Source organism: Xanthomonas indica (assembly GCF_040529045.1).
Classification (GTDB): Bacteria; Pseudomonadota; Gammaproteobacteria; order Xanthomonadales; family Xanthomonadaceae; genus Xanthomonas_A; species Xanthomonas_A indica.
The window spans coordinates 257,511-277,472 of record NZ_CP131914.1 but is presented as its reverse complement, the minus strand read 5'-3'; the positions used below and the strand labels follow the sequence as shown (position 1 = coordinate 277,472).

Annotated in this window: 12 protein-coding genes; 10 read left to right on the top strand and 2 right to left on the bottom strand. The window is 71.2% G+C overall.

Translation table 11 applies throughout. The annotated features are described in order from the left end of the window. Nucleotides 1-59 precede the first annotated feature (59 nt). From Q7W82_RS01115 to Q7W82_RS01095, 5 genes are all read left to right on the top strand, one after another. Nucleotides 60-668, top strand: coding sequence for a class I SAM-dependent methyltransferase (locus Q7W82_RS01115; protein ID WP_242159242.1), 609 nt, complete (start codon nt 60-62; stop codon nt 666-668). A gap of 241 nt (nt 669-909) precedes the next feature. Further along, nucleotides 910-2,418 (top strand): NosD domain-containing protein, encoded by a 1,509-nt coding sequence (locus tag Q7W82_RS01110; RefSeq protein WP_242159243.1) that lies wholly within the window; start codon nt 910-912, stop codon nt 2,416-2,418. After that, the gene (locus Q7W82_RS01105) at nt 2,415-3,743 is read left to right on the top strand and encodes a carbohydrate porin (RefSeq protein ID WP_353949505.1); all 1,329 of its coding nucleotides are present in this window, start codon (nt 2,415-2,417) and stop codon (nt 3,741-3,743) included. Before Q7W82_RS01110 ends, Q7W82_RS01105 begins: the two co-directional genes overlap by 4 nt. Before the next feature lie 37 nt (nt 3,744-3,780). Continuing rightward, a complete protein-coding gene (gene aroD / locus Q7W82_RS01100) occupies nt 3,781-4,671 on the top strand; it encodes a type I 3-dehydroquinate dehydratase (protein WP_242159245.1) in 891 nt (296 codons plus the stop codon). Nucleotides 4,672-4,719: 48 nt separating this feature from the next. Then, the gene (locus Q7W82_RS01095) at nt 4,720-6,027 is read left to right on the top strand and encodes an MFS transporter (protein WP_242159246.1); all 1,308 of its coding nucleotides are present in this window, start codon (nt 4,720-4,722) and stop codon (nt 6,025-6,027) included. A 214-nt stretch (nt 6,028-6,241) separates the two neighbouring features. Here the strand turns inward: Q7W82_RS01095 and Q7W82_RS01090 are convergent, their stop codons facing one another. Then, nucleotides 6,242-8,671, bottom strand: a complete 2,430-nt coding sequence (locus Q7W82_RS01090; RefSeq protein ID WP_242159247.1) for a glucose/quinate/shikimate family membrane-bound PQQ-dependent dehydrogenase — start codon at nt 8,669-8,671, stop codon at nt 6,242-6,244. Nucleotides 8,672-9,017: 346 nt separating this feature from the next. Here Q7W82_RS01090 and Q7W82_RS01085 point away from each other — a divergent pair, with 346 nt between their 5' ends. The 5 genes from Q7W82_RS01085 to Q7W82_RS01065 all read left to right on the top strand — a co-directional run bounded on the left by Q7W82_RS01085 (nt 9,018) and on the right by Q7W82_RS01065 (nt 17,786). Further along, nucleotides 9,018-10,160: an efflux RND transporter periplasmic adaptor subunit gene (locus tag Q7W82_RS01085; RefSeq protein ID WP_311195492.1), complete on the top strand. Its 1,143-nt coding sequence runs from the start codon at nt 9,018-9,020 to the stop codon at nt 10,158-10,160. A 10-nt stretch (nt 10,161-10,170) separates the two neighbouring features. Further along, nucleotides 10,171-13,299 (top strand): efflux RND transporter permease subunit, encoded by a 3,129-nt coding sequence (locus Q7W82_RS01080; RefSeq protein ID WP_242159249.1) that lies wholly within the window; start codon nt 10,171-10,173, stop codon nt 13,297-13,299. Continuing rightward, nucleotides 13,296-14,732 (top strand): efflux transporter outer membrane subunit, encoded by a 1,437-nt coding sequence (locus Q7W82_RS01075; RefSeq protein ID WP_242159250.1) that lies wholly within the window; start codon nt 13,296-13,298, stop codon nt 14,730-14,732. The genes Q7W82_RS01080 and Q7W82_RS01075 overlap by 4 nt, the downstream gene beginning before the upstream one ends. Before the next feature lie 603 nt (nt 14,733-15,335). After that, nucleotides 15,336-16,193 carry a PA4780 family RIO1-like protein kinase gene (locus tag Q7W82_RS01070; RefSeq protein ID WP_048491578.1) on the top strand — a complete coding sequence of 286 codons (858 nt, stop codon included), beginning with the start codon at nt 15,336-15,338 and terminating at the stop codon, nt 16,191-16,193. Nucleotides 16,194-16,826: 633 nt separating this feature from the next. Further along, a complete protein-coding gene (locus tag Q7W82_RS01065; protein WP_242159251.1) occupies nt 16,827-17,786 on the top strand; it encodes an alpha/beta hydrolase in 960 nt (319 codons plus the stop codon). A 182-nt stretch (nt 17,787-17,968) separates the two neighbouring features. On the opposite strand, the gene mnmG is transcribed toward Q7W82_RS01065, so the two are convergent. Further along, nucleotides 17,969-19,858 (bottom strand): tRNA uridine-5-carboxymethylaminomethyl(34) synthesis enzyme MnmG, encoded by a 1,890-nt coding sequence (gene mnmG, locus Q7W82_RS01060; protein ID WP_242159252.1) that lies wholly within the window; start codon nt 19,856-19,858, stop codon nt 17,969-17,971. Nucleotides 19,859-19,962 lie beyond the last annotated feature (104 nt).

Below are 19,962 nucleotides of genomic sequence, written 5' to 3'. Positions count from 1 at the left end.
TCGCACACAAGGGCTAAGCTACGCCGGGCGTCGTGCGACGCCGTCGCGGAGCAATCGCCATGGTGGATCGCCCGACCGTCGCGGCCTACGACGCCGATGCCGCGCGCTATGCGCAGGACTGGCGCGACCAGGCCGCGCCCGAGGACATGTACGCACTGCTCCGCCGGCATTTCGCGCCGGGGCCGACCGCCGACGTCGGCTGCGGCGCGGGGCGCGATACGGCCTGGCTCGCAGCGCGCGGTTTCGAGGTGTGCGGCTACGACGCGAGCGCCGGGCTGCTCGAGGAGGCGCGGCGGCGCTACCGCGGCCTGCGGTTCGAGCTGGCCGCGTTGCCGGCGCTGGACGGCGTCCCGTCCGGCGCGTTTCGCAACGTGCTGTGCGAAACGGTGGTGATGCATCTCGACCAGGCGGACGCGGCCGCCGCCGCCGCGCGGCTGGCCGAGCTGCTGATGCCGGAGGGCACCTTGTACCTGAGCTGGCGGGTGGCCGGAAACGACGCGCCGCGCGATGCGCACGGCCGCCTGTATACCGTGCTGGATGCGGCGCGGATGCGTGCGGCGCTGGGCGGCGGCATGCAGGTGCTCGACGACCACGAAGTCATCAGCGCCTCCTCCGGCAAGCGCGTGCATCGGCTGATCGCGCGCAAGGCCGCCGCCGCCGCCGCGTAGCGCCACGCACCTGGCATGTGCCGTGGTTGCACCGCCGCTCCCAAAGCGCCGGGGTTCGACGCGGCCAAGATCCGATTGTGCGATAAACGCACCGACAATCGATATTCGCACTTGAATGGTGCACTGCGATAAAACTAGCGTTGCCCCTGTTCCGGCGCCTGGCAGCGCACGACGCGTGCGCCACCGGCGGCCGCGGCGCCGCCTGCCGCCGGCGCGGTCCCGATTCTGTTGGAGATGGTGCATGTCCTGTGCGTTTTCCCGCGGCCTGGCCCTGCTCGCGGCCCTGCTTCCCGGTGCCGTGCGCGCCTACCAGGCCGAGCCGCCGCCGCCGGAGCGCAGCGTGCTCACCGTGGATCGCTACGCCGACGACGCCGCCCCGGGCTCCCTGCGCTGGGCGATCACCACCGCCAACCAGGCGCCCGGCCGCTACCGCATCGAGATCGCCGCGGTGGGCGCGCCGCCGTACGTGATCCGCCCGCGCGCGCCGCTGCCGGCGCTGCAGGGGCCGCTGCAGGTGGTGGGCCTGGCGCGGGCGCACGATGGCCAGTACATCGCCATCGACGGCGCCGGCTACATCCAGGGCAAGGGCACCGCCGCCTGCCCGGGTGCGGAGAAGGGCCAGTTCGGCACCAACGTGCGCAGCACCACGCTGCCGGGCCTGGTGCTGCGCGATACCCATGGCGTGGAACTGAGCGGCCTGGAGATCCGCAACTTCTGCATCGGCGTACTGATCAACCGCGCCAGCGACAATGTGCTGCGCGACAACCGCATCGTCGCCAACCACGGCGGCGCCGGGGTGATGCTGACCGGCGACGACGGCAACGGCCAGTCCACCGCCACCACCACGGTGCGCAACCGCATCGAGCGCAACACCTTCCTCGACAACGGCGACGGCCTGGAGCTGACCCGCGGCGCGGCCTGGAACCTGGTGGCGGACAACGTGTTCCGCTCCACCGACGCCAACCCCGAGCCTTCGCAGGGCATCGAGATCCTGTGGGGCAACGACAACACCGTGCTACGCAACCGCTTCGAGCGTTACTCCGACGGGCTGCAGATCAACTGGGGCAACCGCAACACCATCGCCGACAACGACTTCGCCGGCAATTCGATCGGGGTCAGCGTCAGCGGCCGCGACAACCTGATCGAGGGCAACCGCCTGGTCGGCAACGGCATCGGCATCGCGGTGCGTCCGCAGCCGCGCAGCGAACCCAACCGGTTCAGCGCCAACCTGCTGTCCGGCAACGGCCTGAAGATCGAACGCTGTTTCGCCGGCGGCGCCTGCGTGCCGGGCCAGCCGCGCGGCGCTATCGTGTTCGGCGTGCCGGGCCTGGAACATGCGCCCTTCGTCGGCTCGCGCGGCATCGGCGTCGATCCGGATCCGCGCAAGCGCGCGGCGATCTGCGGCGCCGCCGCGGCCGACGGCTGCCAACCGCCGCCGAACTTCGGCCAGGCCGCCCCGCAGTTGCGCGCGATCGCGCGCGGGGCCGGCGTGCCGCAGGTGCAGGGCAGCTTCTTCGGCCGCCCCGGCCATCTGTACACGGTGGAACTGTTCGGCAACCGCCGCCCTGGCGACGACGAAGCCGAACGCTATCTCGGCCGCGTCGAGGCGCCGGTGGATGCACAGGGGCAGGGCCGCTTCGCGCTGCCGCTGGATGGCGACAGCACGGGTCTGGCCACGCTCACCGCCACCGTCACCAGCGACGACGGCGCGACCTCGCCGCTGAGCGCGCCGCTGGCGGTGGCACCGTGAGCCGCGCCGCATCGGCTGGCGGTCGCACGCTGCGACGCGTGCCGTGGTTGCCGGCCTGGTCGCTGATGGCCACGGCCGTCGCCTTGCTCCCGGTGGTCGCCGCCGCGCAGGACGCCACCGACCTGGCGCACAGCACCTTCAGCGGCGACTGGAACGGCACGCGCAGCGACTGGCTGCAGCGCGGCGTCAACGTCCGCGGCGACTACGTCGGCGAAGCCATGGGCGTGGTCGACGGCGGCCGCGGCGAGCGCGGTGCGCGCTATGCGCAGCAGGTGCGGCTGGGCGTGGACCTGGACCTGGCGAAACTGGCCGGCTGGGACGGCGGCACAGTGCATGTGACCCTCAACGACCGCCGCGGCCGCAGCACCTCGGCCGACCTGCTCGGCAACCGCTTCCCGATCCAGGAAGCCTACGGCGGCCAGTTCACCCGGCTGACCGAACTGAGCTACGACCGCCGCTTCAACGACGGGCGCACTTACGTGAAGGCCGGCTTCTACGCGATGGGCAACCAGTTCGGGGCGCACACGCTGCTGACCAACTTCGTCAACGCCGCGTTCTGCGCGCATCCGCTGGCGATGTCCGGCAACAGCGGCTGGTACAACTATCCGAACGCGCGCTGGGGCGCCGAGGCGGCGCAGCAACTGACGCCGGCGACGAACCTGCGGGTCGGCTGGTTCCAGGTCAACCCCAGCACCAACAACAACGTGCACACCGCCTTCGACCTGGACGCGCGCGGCACCACCGGCTCGCTGTTCCCGGTCGAGCTCACCTGGACGCCGGGCGCCGGCGGCGCCTATCCGGGCACCTACAAGGTCGGCGGTTACTACGACTCCTCGCGGGTGCCGCGCAAGGGCCTGGATCCGCGCGCCACCACCGGCCGCGATGGCGCCTACCTGCTGGTGGAGCAGAAGCTGTATTCCCCCGGCGGCGAACGCGGCCGCGGCCTCACCGGCTTCGCCCAGTACATGGTCTCCGACCGCGCCACCGCGCAGATCACCCGCTGGTACGCACTGGGCGGCGTGTACCAGGGCATCGGTCGGCGCAGCCAGGACCGCATCGCCCTGGGCTATGTCGGCGCCGACATCAACCATCGCCTGCTCGACGCGCGGCGCGCGGCGTTGCTCGATGCCGGCGTGCCCCCGGATGCGCCGGTGTTCGCGCTCGATACCGCCGAGGAACTCTACGAACTGTCCTACAGCGCGCAGCTCACGCCGTGGCTGATGCTGCGGCCGGATGTGCAGTACATCGTCAACCCCGGCACCTTCGCCTATGCGCGCACCGATAACGCGCTGGCGGTGGGGCTGCAGGTCAAGCTCACCTTCTGAGCGCGCGCTGCGCGCCTTCCTGTCCAGGCCGACCCCGATGCCCTTGTTCCCACGACGACTGACCTTCCTGTGCTGCGTCGGCCTGTTGCTGGCGTCGCCGCTGCAGGCCGCACCCGCGGCGCCCGCGGCGACGTCCGCGGCCACCCCGCTGCCGGCGCCGCGCGTCCTGCAGATCCGCGGGCTCGCCATCGGTGCCGGCCTGCCCAAGATCATCGTGCCGATCACCGCGCACGACGCCGAGCAGGCGTTGGCGCAGGCGCAGCGCATCGCCGCCTCCCCCGATGCGGACCTGGCCGAGTGGCGCATCGACCTGATGGACGGCGCCACCGACGCGGCGGCGCTGGCGGCATTGGGGCCGCGCGTGGCGCAGGCGCTGCACGGCAAGCCGCTGCTGCTGACCTTCCGCACCAAGGCCGAGGGCGGCGCGGTGGCGATCGACGATGCCGCCTACGGTGCGCTGTACGCCCGTCTGCTGGATGCGCGCTTCGCCGACCTGCTCGACGTGGAGATGGTCCGCGACCCGGCGGTGCTGCGGCAGCTGGTGGAGCATGCGCACCGGCAGGGCGTGTACGTGGTGATGTCCAGCCATGACTTCCATGCCACCCCGCCTGTGGCGGAGATGGTGGCGCGGCTGCAGCGGCAGCAGGCGCTGGGCGCCGACGTGCTGAAGATCGCGGTGATGCCGCGCGATCCGGGCGACGTGCTGCACCTGCTGGACGCCACCTGGCAACTGCGCCAGCGCAGCGGCCAGCCGTTGCTGACCATGGCGATGGGGCCGCTGGGTGCGGTGTCGCGGCTGTCCGGCGGCACCTTCGGGCAGAGCCTGACCTTCGGCATGCTCGGCAGCGCCTCGGCTCCGGGCCAGATCGATGCGGCACGCCTGCGGCAGGCGCTCGATGCCCTGCACGCGGCCGCGCCCGCCCAGTGACGCCGCCTCGCCGCGGTTCTCGTTCGCCGTTCCTGCAGGAGTGACCCCATGAGCCATGCCGCCGCCCCGCCCACCGCGCTCGTCCTGGACCGCATGAGCGGTTTCCAGTGGACGGCGATCGCGGTCTGCGTGCTGTTGAACATGCTGGACGGGTTCGACGTGATGGTGATGGCCTTCATCGCCCCGCACGTATCCGAGGCCTGGCATTTGTCCGGCAAGCTGCTGGGGATTGCGCTGAGCGCCGGGCTGGTGGGCATGGCGCTGGGCTCGCTGCTGCTGGCGCCGCTGGCCGACCGCTGGGGCCGGCGCAGCATGATCCTGTGCTGCCTGGTGATCCTGACCGTCGGCATGGCCGCCTCGGCGCTGGCGCAGGACATCTGGCAACTGGCCGCGCTGCGCGTGTTCACCGGCATCGGCATCGGCGGCATGCTCGCCGGCGTGGGCGTGATCACTGCCGAATACGCCAGCCCGAGGTGGCGCAGCACGGCGGTGGCGCTGCAGGCCACCGGCTATCCCATCGGCGCCACGCTGGGCGGGCTGATCGCCGCGGTGCTGCTGGAACGATGGGGCTGGCACGCGGCCTTCCTGTTCGGCGCACTCGCCTCGCTGCTGTGCATCCCGGTGGTGCTGGCGCTGCTGCCGGAGTCGCTGGATTTCCTGCTCAGCCGCCGCCCGCCGGATGCGCTGGCGCGGCTCAACGCGCTGCTGGCGCGCATGCGCGCACCGACGCTCGACGCGCTGCCGCCGCGCCCGCCGGTACAGGAGAAGGCCGGCTACGCGGCGCTGTTCACCCCGCGCCTGCGCCGCAACAGCGTGCTGATCGCCTTGGGCTTTTTCATGCACATGTTCGCCTTCTATTTCGTGCTGAGCTGGACGCCGAAACTGCTGGTGCAAGCCGGGCTGTCGGCCGAACAGGGCGTCACCGGCGGCGTGCTGCTGAACCTGGGCGGCATCGTCGGCGGCGCGGTGTTCGGCGCGCTGGCCGCACGCGTCGCGCTGCCGCGGTTGACCGCGGCCAGCTTCCTGATCGCCGCACTGGGCATGGCCGCGTTCGCCACGCTGGGTGCGCAGCTGCAATTGGCCTTCCCGGTGGCCTTCGTGATCGGCGCGGCGCTGTTCGGCTCGATGGCCGGCCTGTATGCGCTGGCGCCGATCGTGTTCGCGCCGAGCGTGCGCACCACCGGCCTGGGCTGGGCGATCGGCATCGGCCGCGTCGGCGCGATCCTCTCGCCGATGACGGTGGGCGTGCTGGTCGACGCCAACTGGCAACCGGCCAACCTGTACTACGTGCTGGCGTTGCCGCTGCTGGTGGCCATTGCCGCGGTGTTGACGATGCGGCTGCAGCCGGCGCGTTGAGGACAGGGCGGCGCGGGCGCGCGTCTGCGCCGACGCCGAGAACACCGCGCTTGACGGTGCGGGCAGCGCCGGCCTGGCCTACGCCACCGCGCGCTGCGCGGCGCCGTAACCCATCGTCGGCCGACGTGCTGCGCCCGGTCGAGGCGCTACGAGGTCCGACGAACGCGAGGCCATCCATTGCCACCGCGTGCGGTGGCAATGGGACGACGTCTGCCTACTTGGCGTTGGGCAGGGCGTAGGCGATCACGTAGTCGCCGCGGTCCGGAGACTGCCGCGCGCCGCCGGCGGTGATCACCACGTACTGCTTGCCGGTCTTGGCCGACACGTAGGTCATCGGACCGCCCTGGCTGCCCACCGGCAGCCGCGCCTTCCACAGTTCCTTGCCGGTGCCGCTGTCGAACGCGCGCAGGTAGTAGTCCTGGGTGCCGGCGATGAACACCAGGCCGCTCTGCGTGGCCAGGGTACCGCCCAGGGTCGGCATGCCGACCGGAATCGGCAGGTGCATCTTGAAGCCGAGCGGGCCGGTGTCCTGCACGGTGCCCACCGGCACCTGCCAGGCGATGCTTCGGGTCTTCAGGTCGATCGCGCTCAACGTGCCGAACGGTGGCGCCTGGCAGGGGATGCCCAGCGCCGACAGGAAACGGTTCTTGTTGACCGCATACGGCGTGCCCTTCAGCGGCACCGCGCCCATGCCGGTGTTGACCGCCTCGCCGCCGCTGGAGGCGGCCGCCTTCTCGGCCTTCTGCGGGATCATCTGCACCCACAGGCCCAGGCGCATGTCGTTGGCGAACACCACGTCGTGCACCGGGTCGACCGACAGCCCGCCCCAGTTCATGCCGCCCAGCGAGCCGGGGAAGCTCAGCGACACGTCGGTGCCGGGTGCGGTATACAGGCCTTCGTAGCGCATCTTCTTGAAGGCGATGCGGCACAGCATCTGGTCCAGCAGGGTGGCGCCCCACATGTCCGCTTCGGTCAGGTGCTTGGTGCCGATCTGCGGCATGCCGACCGACAGCGGCTGGGTCAGCGCATACGGTTCGTGGGGGATGTCGGCGGCCTTCACCGGCACCTCGCGGACCTCGGTCAGCGGTTTGCCGGTGGCGCGGTCGAGCACGTACAGCTGGCCGGCCTTGGTGCCGATGATCAGCGCCGGCACCTTGCGGCCGTCGGCCATCGGGAAGTCGATCAGGCTCGGCTGCATCGGCAGGTCGAAGTCCCACAGATCGTTGTGCACGGTCTGGTAGACCCACTTGACCTTGCCGGTGCTCGCATCCAGCGCGGTGATCGAGGCGCCGAAGCGGTGGTCCAGCGCGCTGCGCTCGGCGCCGTACAGGTCGGTGGACGGGCTGCCCATCGGCAGGAACACGGTGTTGGAGGCGGCGTCGTAGGACATCGGCGCCCACACGTTCGGCGTGCTGCGCACATAGGTCTTGCCCGCGGCCGGCGGCTGCGTGTCCTGCGGATTGCCCGGGTCGAAGGCCCAGCGCTGTGCGCCGGTGATCACGTCGAAGCCGCGGATCACCCCGCCGGGCATGTCGGCCTGGACGTTGTCGGCGACGCGGCCGCCCACCACCACCGTGGTCCCGGCCACGGTCGGCGCCGAGGTCAACTGGTAGAACGGATCGGGTGCGGCGCCGAGGCCGGCCTTCAGGTCGACCTGGCCGTTCTGGCCGAAGCCGCTGCAGAACGCGCCGGTGTCCGCATCCAGCGCGATCAGCCGCGCGTCGATGGTGTTGGTCAGCACGCGGCGCCGGCAGTTGGCGCCGGCCGGCAGCACCGCCGCCGCCACCGGCGACGCGTTGGCCGCCGTTGGCTGGGCCAGCGCCGCGTCGGCATCGAAGTAGGCCAGGCCGCGGCAGCGCTGCCAGACCGAGGACTGCGCATTGATCTCGTGCTTCCACAGTTGCCGGCCGCTGCTGGCGTCCAGCGCGATGACGTTGTTGTGCGGGGTGCACACGTACAGCGTTTCGCCGATCTGCAGCGGGGTGGTCTGGTCCTCGGCACCGTTGCCGTCGCTGAGGGCGACATCGCCGGTGCGGTAGGTCCAGGCCACCTGCAACTGGCCGACGTTGCCGCGGCCGATCTGGTCCAGCGCGGCGAAGCGGTTGCCGCCGGCGGTGTTGCCGTAGTGGCTCCAGTCGCGCTGCGCCTGCGCCGGGGTCACCGGCACCGGTGCCGGCCCGGGGCCGCTGGCGGCCACCGGCGGATGCGGCACGAACATGCCGGCCAGGCCGCCGGCGCAGGCCAGCGCCAGCACCGCTGCCAGCGCATACGCGCCGCGGCCGCCGGGCAGGCCGCGGGCGCGGCGCAGGGTCGGGTAGACCAGGGCGACCAGCAGCGCCAGCACCGCCGGCATCATCAGCCGCGACACCAGTGGCCAGAACGCCAGGCCGGCGTCCCAGTACGCCCAGGCCACGCTCAGCACGAAGGCCAGCGCGTACAGCCAGGCGCCGGCCGGGCGCCGCCGCAGCACCAGCACCGCCGAGGCCACGCAGGCCGCGCCCATCGCCAGGAAGTAGGGGCTGCCGCCGAGCGTGGCCAGGCGGATGCCGCCGACCAGCAGCGCCAGCCCGATCAGCGCCAGCAGCAGGCCGACGCTCCACAGCACGATCCGGCCGCCGGCCGACACATCCGATTGGGTTTGCACGTTTTCGATCCTCTGCAGGGGAGACGCACGGCGTCCGCGACCGGCCACGAGCGCGGCGAAGGCGGGGCGTGCGCACGATGACATGCCGCGGCGGGAAAGCACGTCGGCAGATTGGGCGATTATCGCATTTGTGTTCGGTAATAGAACGAACGACGACGTTCGCCGATGCGATGCTGCGTGCCGGTTTCCGACGTTTCTCCGACCTTGGTGAAGCCCGTACAACGCACTGTTACAGGGATGGTGCGATGCGACACATCCGTGGAGTAGCGTTGCGCGTTTCTTCCCAGCCCCACTCCCCATGTCCGACCTTCTCCAGGCGCCTCGTCGTCCCCTTCGCTGTGCCGTCGTGCTGGCCATTGCCGTGGCCGGAGGCTGCTCCGGCGACAAGCCAGCGGCTGCGCCGCCGCCGCGGGTGGGGGTGCTGACCCTGGGCGCACGTACGCTGCCGGTCGAGCGCACCCTGGCCGGTCGCACCGTGGCCTACGAGACCGCCGACGTGCGCCCGCAAGTCGGCGGGCTGCTGCGCCAGCGCCTGTTCCAGGAGGGCCAGGAGGTCAAGGCCGGGCAGGCGCTGTACGTGATCGACCCGGCACCGTACCAGGCCGCCTACGACATCGCCCGCGGCAACCTGGTGCAGGCCGAGGCGGCGCTGGCCAGCGCACGGCCCAAGGCCGAGCGCACCCGCACGCTCACCGACATGGATGCGGCCAGCAAGCAGGACGCCGACGACGCGCTGTCCACCCTGCACCAGGACGAGGCGGCGGTGGTCGCGGCCAAGGCGGCGCTGCAGGCGGCGCGGATCAATCTCGACTACACCCGCATCACCGCACCGATCTCCGGCACCATCGGCACCTCCGCCTACACCGTCGGCGCGTTGCTCACCGCCGCGCAGGACGCAGCGCTGACCACCATCCAGCGGCTGGACCCGATCTACCTGGACGTCACCCAGTCCAGCACGCAGATGCTGGCGCTGCGCCGCCAGCTCGATGCCGGGCAGATCCACGCCATCGACGGCAAGGCGCAGGTGCAGGTGCGGCTGGAGGACGGCAGCACCTACCCGCATGCCGGCACCCTCGAATTCGTCGGCACCCAGGTCAACGCCGGCACCGGCAACGTCACCCTGCGCGCGGTGGTGCCCAATCCCGAGCACCTGCTGCTGCCGGGCATGTACCTGCGCGCGGTGTTGCCGATGGCCACCGACCAGGGCGCCGTGCTGGTGCCGCAGCAGGCGGTGACCCGCGACAGCAAGGGCGAGCCGCTGGTCAAGCTGCTCGACGCGCACGACAAGGTGGTGGAGCGGCACATCCGCACCGGCGAGGCCCTGGGCCACGACTGGGTGGTGGAGTCCGGGCTCAAGCCGGGCGAGCGCCTGATCGTGGTCAACGGCAGCCGCGCCGAACTCGGCAAGCCGGCGCAGCCGTATCCGGTCACCGCCGCCCAGCTCGACGCCGCGCCGACGCTGCCGGGCGACGACGCCCAGGCCGACTGAGGACTCCCGCATGTCGCGCTTCTTCGTCAACCACCCGGTGGTGGCCTGGGTCATGGCCATCGTCATCGTCCTGATCGGCATGCTGGCCATCCATGGGCTGCCGGTCGAACGCTATCCGCACATGGCGCCGCCCACCATCACCGTGCGCGCCACCTACACCGGCGCCTCGGCGCAGACGGTGGAGAACACCGTCACCCAGCTGATCGAGCAGTCGCAGCAGAGCCTGGACCACCTGCTGTACATGACCTCCACCAGCGCCTCGGACGGCACCGCGCAGGTCAACCTGGTGTTCGAGACCGGCACCAACGCCGACACCGCGCAGGTGCAGGTGCAGAACCAGTTGCAGTCGGTGATGTCGGTGTTGCCGCAGGCGGTGCAGCAGAACGGCCTGGTCATCACCAAGTCCAGCGGCTCGCTGTTCGAGGTGGTGGCGTTCACGTCCGACGACGGCAGCATGGACAACTTCGATGTCGCCAACTACATGGAATCGAACATCGACGACCAGATCAGCCGCGTCAGCGGCGTCGGCAACATCCAGCCGCTGGGCTCGGAATACGCCATGCGCATCTGGCTGGACCCGGAGAAGCTGCGCAAGTACGCGCTGATGCCCTCGGACGTGGAGAACGCGCTGCAGTCGCAGAACACCGACGTGTCGGCCGGCGAGATCGGCGGCCAGCCGGCGCTGCGCGGGCAGCGCCTGGACGCCACCGTGACCACCCGCAGCCGCCTGCAGACCCCGGCGCAGTTCGGCGCGATCGTGCTCAAGAGCGATGCCAGCGGCGCCGCCGTGCACCTGTCGGACGTGGCCAGGATCGGCCTGGGCCCGGAGACCTACGACAGCATCACCCGCTTCAACGGCAAGCCCTCGGCCTCGCTGGGCATCGAGCTCAACTCCGACGCCAACGCGGTGGAGACCTCCAGGGCGATCGACCAGCGCCTGCAGGAACTCAAGCAGTACTGGCCGCACGGCTTCAACTACCACATCGCCTTCAGCACCACGCCGTTCGTCACCACCTCGATCAAGGAAGTGGTCATCACCCTGATCGAGGCGGTGCTGCTGGTGGTGGCGGTGATGTACCTGTTCCTGCAGAACTGGCGCGCCACGCTGATCCCGACCATCGCCGTGCCGGTGGTGCTGATGGGCACCTTCGGCGTGCTCGCCGCGTTCGGCTACTCGATCAACACCCTGACCATGTTCGCGATGGTGCTGGCGATCGGCCTGCTGGTCGACGACGCCATCGTGGTGGTGGAGAACGTGGAGCGGGTCATGGGCCAGGAAGGCCTGCCGCCGAAGGAAGCGACGCTGCGTTCGATGCAGCAGATCGGCGGCGCCCTGGTCGGCATCGTGCTGGTGCTGACCGCGGTGTTCGTGCCGATGGCGTTCTTCAACGGCGTCACCGGCGTGATCTACCGGCAGTTCTCGATCACCATCGCCGCCTCGATGATCCTGTCGGTGCTGGTGGCGATGACCCTGACGCCGGCGCTGTGCGTGACCATCCTCAAGCCGCTGCACCAGGGCGAGGCGCCGATCGGGTCGCACGGCCGTCTGGGCTGGTTCTTCGTCTGGTTCAACACCCGCTTCCGGCACCTGTCCGAGCGCTACCGCACGCTGGTCGAGCGGGTGCTGGGCCGGCGCGCGCTGGGCCTGGTCGCCTATGCGCTGCTGATCGCGGTCACCGGCCTGCTGCTGTGGCGCCTGCCCGGTGCGTTCCTGCCCGACGAGGACGAGGGCATGCTCAACGTGCTGGTCAAGCTGCCGGCCGGCTCCACCCTGGAGCAGACCCTGGCGGTGACCGACCGGCTGACCAAGGCCGCGCTGAAGGACCCGGGCGTGCGCTCGGTGCTTTCCTCGGCCGGCTTCAGCGTCACCGGCGCCGGCCAGAACGTCGGCATGGCCTTCGTGCGCCTGAAGGACTGGGACGACCGCGACGACGACGCGGCGACCATCGCCGACCATCTGAACAAGGCGCTGGCCGACGTGCCCGACGCGGAACTGTTCGTGACCTCGCCGCCGGCGATCACCGGCCTGGGCGACGCCTCCGGCTTCACCTTCGAACTCATGGACTACGAAGGCGCCGGCCATGCCGCCCTGGTCGCCGCGCGCGACAAGCTGCTGCGCCTGGCCCAGCACGATCCCAAGCTGATGAACGTGCGCTACGCCAGCCTGGAGGACGCGCCGGTGTACGCGGTCAAGATCGACGACGCCAAGGCGCAGGCGCTGGGCGTGGACCCGGGCGACATCAACGCCACGCTCAACAGCGCGCTCGGCGGCGACTTCGTCAACAACTTCATCTACAAGGGCCGCATCAAGAAGGTGTTCGTGCAGGGCGATGCCGACGCGCGCATGGCGCCGCAGGACCTGGACCGCTGGACGGTGCGCAACGCCGGCGGCGACATGGTGCCGATGTCGGCCTTCACCCGCTCGCACTGGACCAGCGCGCCGGCGGCGCTGGAACGCTACAACGGCGTGTCGGCGATGGAACTGACCGGCCAGGCGGTGCCCGGGGTCAGCTCCGGCGCGGCGATGGACGCGATGGCCGAACTGAGCAAGCAACTGCCGCACGGCTTCGGCTATGCGTGGTCGGACATGGCCTACCAGGAGAAGCTGTCGGCCAACCAGGCGCCGGCGCTGTATGCGATCTCGCTGCTGTTCGTGTTCCTGTGCCTGGTGGCCTTGTACGAGAGCTGGTCGATCCCGTTCGCGGTGATGCTGGCGGTGCCGGTAGGCGTGTTCGGCGCGGTGCTGCTGATGACCCTGCGCGGGCTGGAGAACGATGTCTACTTCCAGGTCGGCCTGCTGACCACGGTGGGCCTGGCGGCGAAGAACGGCATCCTCATCGTCGAGTTCGCGCGCGACCTCGAACACCGCGGCGAAAGCCTGCTCGCCGCCACCCTGCACGCGGTGCAGATGCGCCTGCGGCCGATCCTGATGACCTCGCTGGCGTTCCTGCTCGGCGTGCTGCCGCTGGTGTTCAGCAAGGGCGCCGGCTCGGCCGCGCGCCACTCGCTGGGCACCGGCGTTACCGGCGGCACCCTGGCCTCGATCACCCTGGGCCTATTCTTCGTGCCGCTGTTCTACGTGATCGTGCGGCGGATGTTCCCCGGGCGCCCGGCCGCCACCGAGGAGGCGCAGGCATGAGCGCGATCTTCCGCATGAGCGTGGCGGCGGCCACGCTGCTGGCCCTGTCCGGCTGCACCCTGGCACCGACCTACGTGCGCCCCGCGGCGCCGGTACCGGCCGACCTGGCCGCGGCCGATGCGGCGCCCGCGACCGGCGCCGCCACCGATACGCTGGCGATGCCGGACTGGCAGCAGGTGTTCCTGGATCCGCGGCTGCGCCAGACCATCGCGCTGGCCTTGCAGAACAACCGTGACCTGCGCGTGGCGATGCTGTCCATCGACAAGGCGCGCGCGCAGTACCGCATCCAGCGCGCCGCGCAGCTGCCGTCGTTCGATGCCAACGCCAGCATGAGCCGCGGCCGCAGCAGCGCCGCCAGCAACGACGACGGCGTCTCCCAGGTCAGCACCAGCGACACCCTGCAGGTCGGGCTCAGCAGCTGGCAGTTGGACCTGTTCGGGCAATTGCGCAGCCTCAGGCAGGAGGCCCTGCAGAACTGGCTGTCCAGCGCCGAGAACCAGCGCAGCGTGCGCCTGAGCCTGGTCGCCCAGGTCGCCGCGGCATGGCTGAGCGTGGGCGCGGACCAGGAACAACTGACCCTGGCGCAGCAGACCCTGGACAGCCAGACCCAGACCCTGCAGCTGACCGAGCGCCAGCACGGCGTCGGCAGCGTGTCCGGGCTGGACCTGGCGCAGCAGCAGACCAGCGTGGAATCGGCACGCGTCGCCGTCGCCAGCGCCGCCACCCAGTTGGCGCAGGCGCGCGATGCGCTGCAGCTGCTGGTGGGCGCGCCGGTGGAGGCGGCGCTGCTGCCGACCGCGCAGGCGATGCAGGACAGTGTCGCGCTGGCGCCGCTGCCGGCGCACCTGTCCTCGACGGTGCTGCTGCAGCGCCCGGACGTGCTCGCCGCCGAGCACACCCTGCAGGCGGCCAACGCCGACATCGGCGCCGCGCGCGCGGCGTTCTTCCCGTCGCTGAGCCTGACCGCCTCGACCGGGCGCAGCAGCGATGCCCTGTCCACGCTGTTCTCCGCCGGCAGCCGCACCTGGTCGTTCGTGCCCAGCATCACCGCGCCGATCTTCCACGCCGGCGCGCTGAAGGCCTCGCTGGACGCGTCCAAGCTGGGCAAGGACATCGCCGTGGCGCAGTACGAGAAGGCGATCCAGTCGGCCTTCGCCGAAGTGGCCGACGCCCTGGCCGCGCGCGACCACCTGCAGGCGCAGCTGAGCGCGCAGCAGGCCCTGGTCGACGCCAGCCAGCGCAGCTACACCCTGGCCGACGCGCGCTACCGCGCCGGCCTGGACGGCCACCTGGCGGTGCTGGATGCGCAGCGCTCGCTGTACGCCGCGCAGCAGGCGCTGATCGCGTTGCGCCTGCAGGACGCCAGCAACCGCGTGACCCTGTACCAGGTGCTCGGTGGGGGCGCCGACGCCCAGGCCACTGCCGCGCCCTGAGCCGGAGTGCGGCAGGCTCTAGGCAACTGAGGCGGAAAGTGGGGCAGAGAGTAAAGCGGAGCTCGAGGCAGGCCTGAGCATGCAGAAGCGTCGCCACGCGCGACGCCCCCCTTTGGGAGGGACTTCAGTCCCGACGCATGGCAGTTGGACGCCGTCCAACTGACGTCCTGTGCGACATCCCCATCGCGCCTCACGCGGCCAGCCGCGCGCTGTTTCCCTGGCCGAACCCGGTCGCACGCAACGGCACGTGCCGCACAGTTAGCGCGGGAGGCGCTTGTTGTGGGAGGGACTTCAGTCCCGACGCGATAGCCGTCGAACGCCTCTGCAACCATCGACCCAAGCAACGCGCGCGCCCTCGCGGCACACAATACGACAGCCTTGCGCCACCGTCTCGATCGCTGAACGCAGCGGCACGCCTCGGCGGACGTTGTAGACAAATGCCGGACGCCTGCGCCCCGCCTCTCGTTCGTTGCACAGGCCGCAGGCCGCGCCGGACGCAGCTTCGGCGCGTTGGCGCCATCGGCGACGCCGCACCGACGCGCCCGGCAAGACGCCAGGCTTGGGCCATAATCGCGGCGACCCACTCCAGGTATGCCGCACCCGATGAAGATTCCTCCGAGCCTGCAGCCGTTGATCGACGATGGCGTCATCGACGGCGTGCTGCGCCCGCTCAAGAGCGGCAAGGAGGCCGCGGTCTACGTGGTCCAGGCCGGCGACGACGTGCTCTGCGCCAAGGTCTACAAGGACATGGCGCAGCGCAGCTTCCAGGCGCGCGTGCAGTACCAGGAAGGGCGCAAGGTGCGCGGCAGCCGCCAGGCGCGGGCGATCGGCAAGGCCAGCAAGTTCGGCCGCCGCGAGCAGGAGGCCGCGTGGAAGGACACCGAGGCCAACACCCTGTACCAGCTGGTGGATGCCGGCGTGCACGTGCCGCAGCCGCGCGGCTATTTCCACGGCGTGCTGCTGATGGACCTGGTCACCGATGCCGACGGGCAGAGCGCGCCGCGGCTGAGCGAAGTGGAACTGGAACCGGCGCAGGCGCAGGCTTTCCACGCGCAGCTGGTCGGGGACGTGGTCAAGATGCTGTGCCTGGGCCTGGTCCACGGCGACCTGTCCGAATACAACGTGCTGGTCGGTGCCGACGGCCCGGTGGTGATCGATTTCCCGCAGGTGGTCAGCGCCGCCGGCAACAACGCCGCCCGCACCATGCTGCTGCGCGACGTGCACAACCTGCGCGATTGCCTGGGCCGCTTCGCCCCCGAGCTCAACGCCACCCATTACGGCGAGGAGATGTGGGCGCTGTACGAGAAGGGCACGCTGCGCCCGGACAGCGCGCTCACCGGCCGCTTCGCCTTCGATACCCGCCGTGCCGACGTGCGCGCGGTGCGCGCCTCGATCGAGGACGCGCGGCAGGAGGCCATCATCCGCCAGCAGGGCCGCGAGGCCGCCGCGCAGGACGACTAGCGCGGTCCTCCCGCTCCGAGCACGCCGCCCTGCGGGTGGGCGTGCCTGTGGGCGGGACGCGACGACATGGACGCTCGACTGCGTTCGGATGAGCGCATGCAGCACGGCCACCGCCGCCCGCAACGCCCCATGGCCTCGGCCAGTCCGCGCATCGCTGCCGCGTCGCCCGATCGGCACCCGATCGAGTGCGCCGACTCCAGCAGCGCACGCGGCCACAGGCGTGCGGCCCCGACCCATCGGATCAGGCTGGCAAGACGTCGACGACACCGCGCCGGTGGAGCCGACGCCAGCAGAGCGCGGCGCCCCGCAACGCCAGCGGCGTGCGCGCCAGCCCCGACGCGATGTCCTCGGATGTACGGCAGGCTGCGGCGCGAACCCTGTGTTCGCGCACGCGCATGTTGCGCTGCAATGCGGCGCAGTCACATGCGCGACCCCGGCCCGCGTGCGCCGCAAACCGCGCGAAGCCTTGTCACGCCTGCATTGCGCCCGCCGCCGCGCCGCTGCAGGCGGCCGTCTGCCGCTGGCCCGCCAGGCGCCGTGATGCGCGTTCCAGTTCGATTATTTGCGGAAATGGTTATGGGAAATAACAATCTGGTCGACGCCGCTTGCGCAGCCGCCCCGGGAGGGCCACCCATGTATTTCGATCCAGACGTCGTCCGTTTCTTCGCCCTGGCGCAGCAGTCCGGGCAGCCGCCGATGGAGGAACTGCCCTTGCCAGAGGCGCGGGCGATGATGCGCGGCGTCGCCGCGCAGTTCGGGTTCCCGCGCGCGGAGATGGCCGAGGTCCGCGACCTGCAGGCGCCCGGTCCGGCTGCGCCGATTCCGCTGCGCCTGTATCGCCCGCACGGCCTCGACGCCGGCCCGGCGCCGACCTGCCTCTACGCGCATGGCGGCGGCGGTGTGGTCGGCGATCTCGACTCGCACGACGACGTGTGCCGGCAACTGGCCGCGCGCGCCGGCTGCCAGGTGCTGGCGGTGGACTACCGGCTGGCGCCCGAGCATCCGGCGCCGGCCGGCATCGAGGACGTGATCGCGGTGGTGCACTGGGTGGCCGCGCATCCGGGCGAGGTCGGCGCCGATCCGCAGCGCCTGGCCATCGCCGGCGACAGCATGGGCGGCGCCCTGGCGGCCAGCGCCGCGCTGGCCGCGCGCGATGCCGGCATCGCCCTGCGCTGCCAGATCCTGATCTATCCGCTGACCAACCTGCATGCGGACAATCCCTTCCCCTCGCGCGTGCACAACGCCGGCATCCCGCCGCTGACCGAAGCGGCGATGCGCTATTTCGACCGTCAGTACCTGCCCGACCCGTCGCTTGGGTCGGATTGGCGCATCTCGCCGGTGGTCGCGCCGGACGTGGCCGGCGTCGCCCCGGCGCTGGTGGTGCTCGCCGACCGCGACGCGCTGCACGACGAAGGCCTGCACTACGCGCAGCGACTGCGCGAGGCCGGCGTGGAAACCCTGGTGCGCGTCCACCCCGGCATGATCCACGGCTTCATCAACATGGGCAGCGTGATGCGCGTGGCCGGCGAAACCCTGGACCTGGCCGCGCTGCTGCTGCGTCAGCGTCTGCTGCCGGTGGCCGCGCAGGACTGAGCCCACCGCAGCGCGCACCACGTCCCGGCAAGCTCCGCCGGTCGCTGCTTCGCCAGGGACAATGCGTCCGCTGCGTCCGTAGGAGCGGCTTCAGCCGCGACCGGGTATTGCCGATGCACCTTCCGGTCGCGGCTGAAGCCGCTCCTACGGGGGTGCTGCGCGCGATGCGCGTTCGCGACCGATCACGCCACCCGGCCGCGCCGCGCCCGTTCCAGGTGCACCAGCAGCAGCGAGATCGCCGCGGGGGTCATGCCGGGGATGCGCTGCGCCTGGCCCACGGTCTGCGGGCGCACGCGCTCGAGCTTCTGCTGCACTTCGGCCGACAGCCCGCGCACCTGCGCGTAGTCGAACGCGGCCGGGATCGGGGTGTCCTCGTGACGCTGCTGGCGCGCGATCTCCTCGCGCTGGCGGTCCAGGTAGCCGGCGTACTTGATGCCGATCTCCACCTGCTCGGCCACCTGCGCGTCGGCCACGCCCGGGCCCAGCGACGGCACCCGCATCAGTGCGGCGTAGTCCAGCTCCGGGCGCTTGATCAGGTCCAGCACGGTGGTCTCGCGGCTCACCGCCACGCCCAGCGTGGCCGCGACCTCGCGGCCCAGCGCATTGCCCGGGGTGGCCCACAGCGCGCGCAGGCGCTCGTTCTCGCGCGCCACCGCCTCCTGCTTGGCCTGGAACCGCGCCCAGCGCATTTCGTCGACGATGCCCAGGTCGTGGCCGATGCCGGTCAGGCGCGCGTCGGCGTTGTCTTCGCGCAGCTGCAGCCGGTACTCGGCGCGGCTGGTGAACATGCGGTACGGCTCGCTGGTGCCGTGGGTGATCAGGTCGTCGATCAGCACGCCGATGTAGGCCTGGTCGCGGCGCGGCGACCACGGCTCCAGCCCGCGTACCTGGCGCGCGGCGTTGAGGCCGGCGATCAGGCCCTGCGCGGCCGCTTCCTCGTAGCCGGTGGTGCCATTGATCTGCCCGGCGAAGAACAGCCCGGGCATGGCCTTGGTCTCCAGCGAAGCCTTGAGCCCGCGCGGGTCGAAGAAGTCGTATTCGATGGCGTAGCCGGGGCGGGTGATGTGGGCGCGCTCGAAGCCGCGGATCGAGCGCACCAGCTCCAGCTGCACGTCGAACGGCAGCGAGGTGGAGATGCCGTTGGGGTAGATCTCGACCACGTCCAGGCCTTCCGGCTCGACGAAGATCTGGTGGCTGGCCTTCTCGGCGAAGCGCACCACCTTGTCCTCGATCGAGGGGCAGTAGCGCGGGCCGATGCCTTCGATCTGGCCGGTGTACAGCGGCGAGCGGTCCAGCGCGCCGCGGATGATGGCGTGGGTGCGCTCGGTGGTGTGGGTGATCCAGCACGAGACCTGGCGCGGATGCTGGGCGACCTCCCCCAGGAACGACATCACCGGCAGCGGATCGTCGCCGGGCTGTTCCTCCATCGCCGCGTAGTCCAGGCTGCGCCCGTCGATGCGTGGCGGGGTGCCGGTCTTGAGCCGGTCCACGCCGAAGCGGCCGTCGCGCAGCGCCTGCGCCAGCGCGGTGGCCGGTGGATCGCCGGCGCGGCCGCCGGCGTACTGGGTCTGGCCGATATGGATCTTGCCGGCCAGGAAGGTGCCGGCGGTCAGTACCACCGCCGCGGCCTCGAAGCGCAGCCCGGTCTGGGTCAGCACGCCGCGCACGCGCTCGCCGTCCATGACCAGGTCGTCCACCGCGGCCTGGAACAGGGTCAGGTTCGGCTGTGCCTCGACCAGGCGCCGGATCGCGCTGCGGTACAGGCTGCGGTCGGCCTGGCAGCGGGTCGCGCGCACCGCCGGGCCCTTGGAGGCGTTGAGGGTGCGCCACTGGATGCCGGCCAGGTCCGCGGCCTGCGCCATCGCCCCGCCCAGCGCGTCGATCTCCTTGACCAGGTGGCCCTTGCCGATGCCGCCGATGGCCGGGTTGCAGCTCATCGCCCCCACCGTCTCCACGTTGTGGGTCAGCAGCAGGGTGCGCGCGCCGGCACGCGCGGACGCCAGCGCCGCCTCGGTGCCGGCATGGCCGCCGCCGATCACGATCACGTCATAGCGGTAGAAGGAGTCGCTCATCGGGGTCTCGCGGCCGGCCCGTGAGCCGGCGGAAGGGGGCCGCAGGCGGGAGCGCCCTCGGCGGGAACAAGAATTTTAGCGGTTGCATCACAAATTGCAGATCT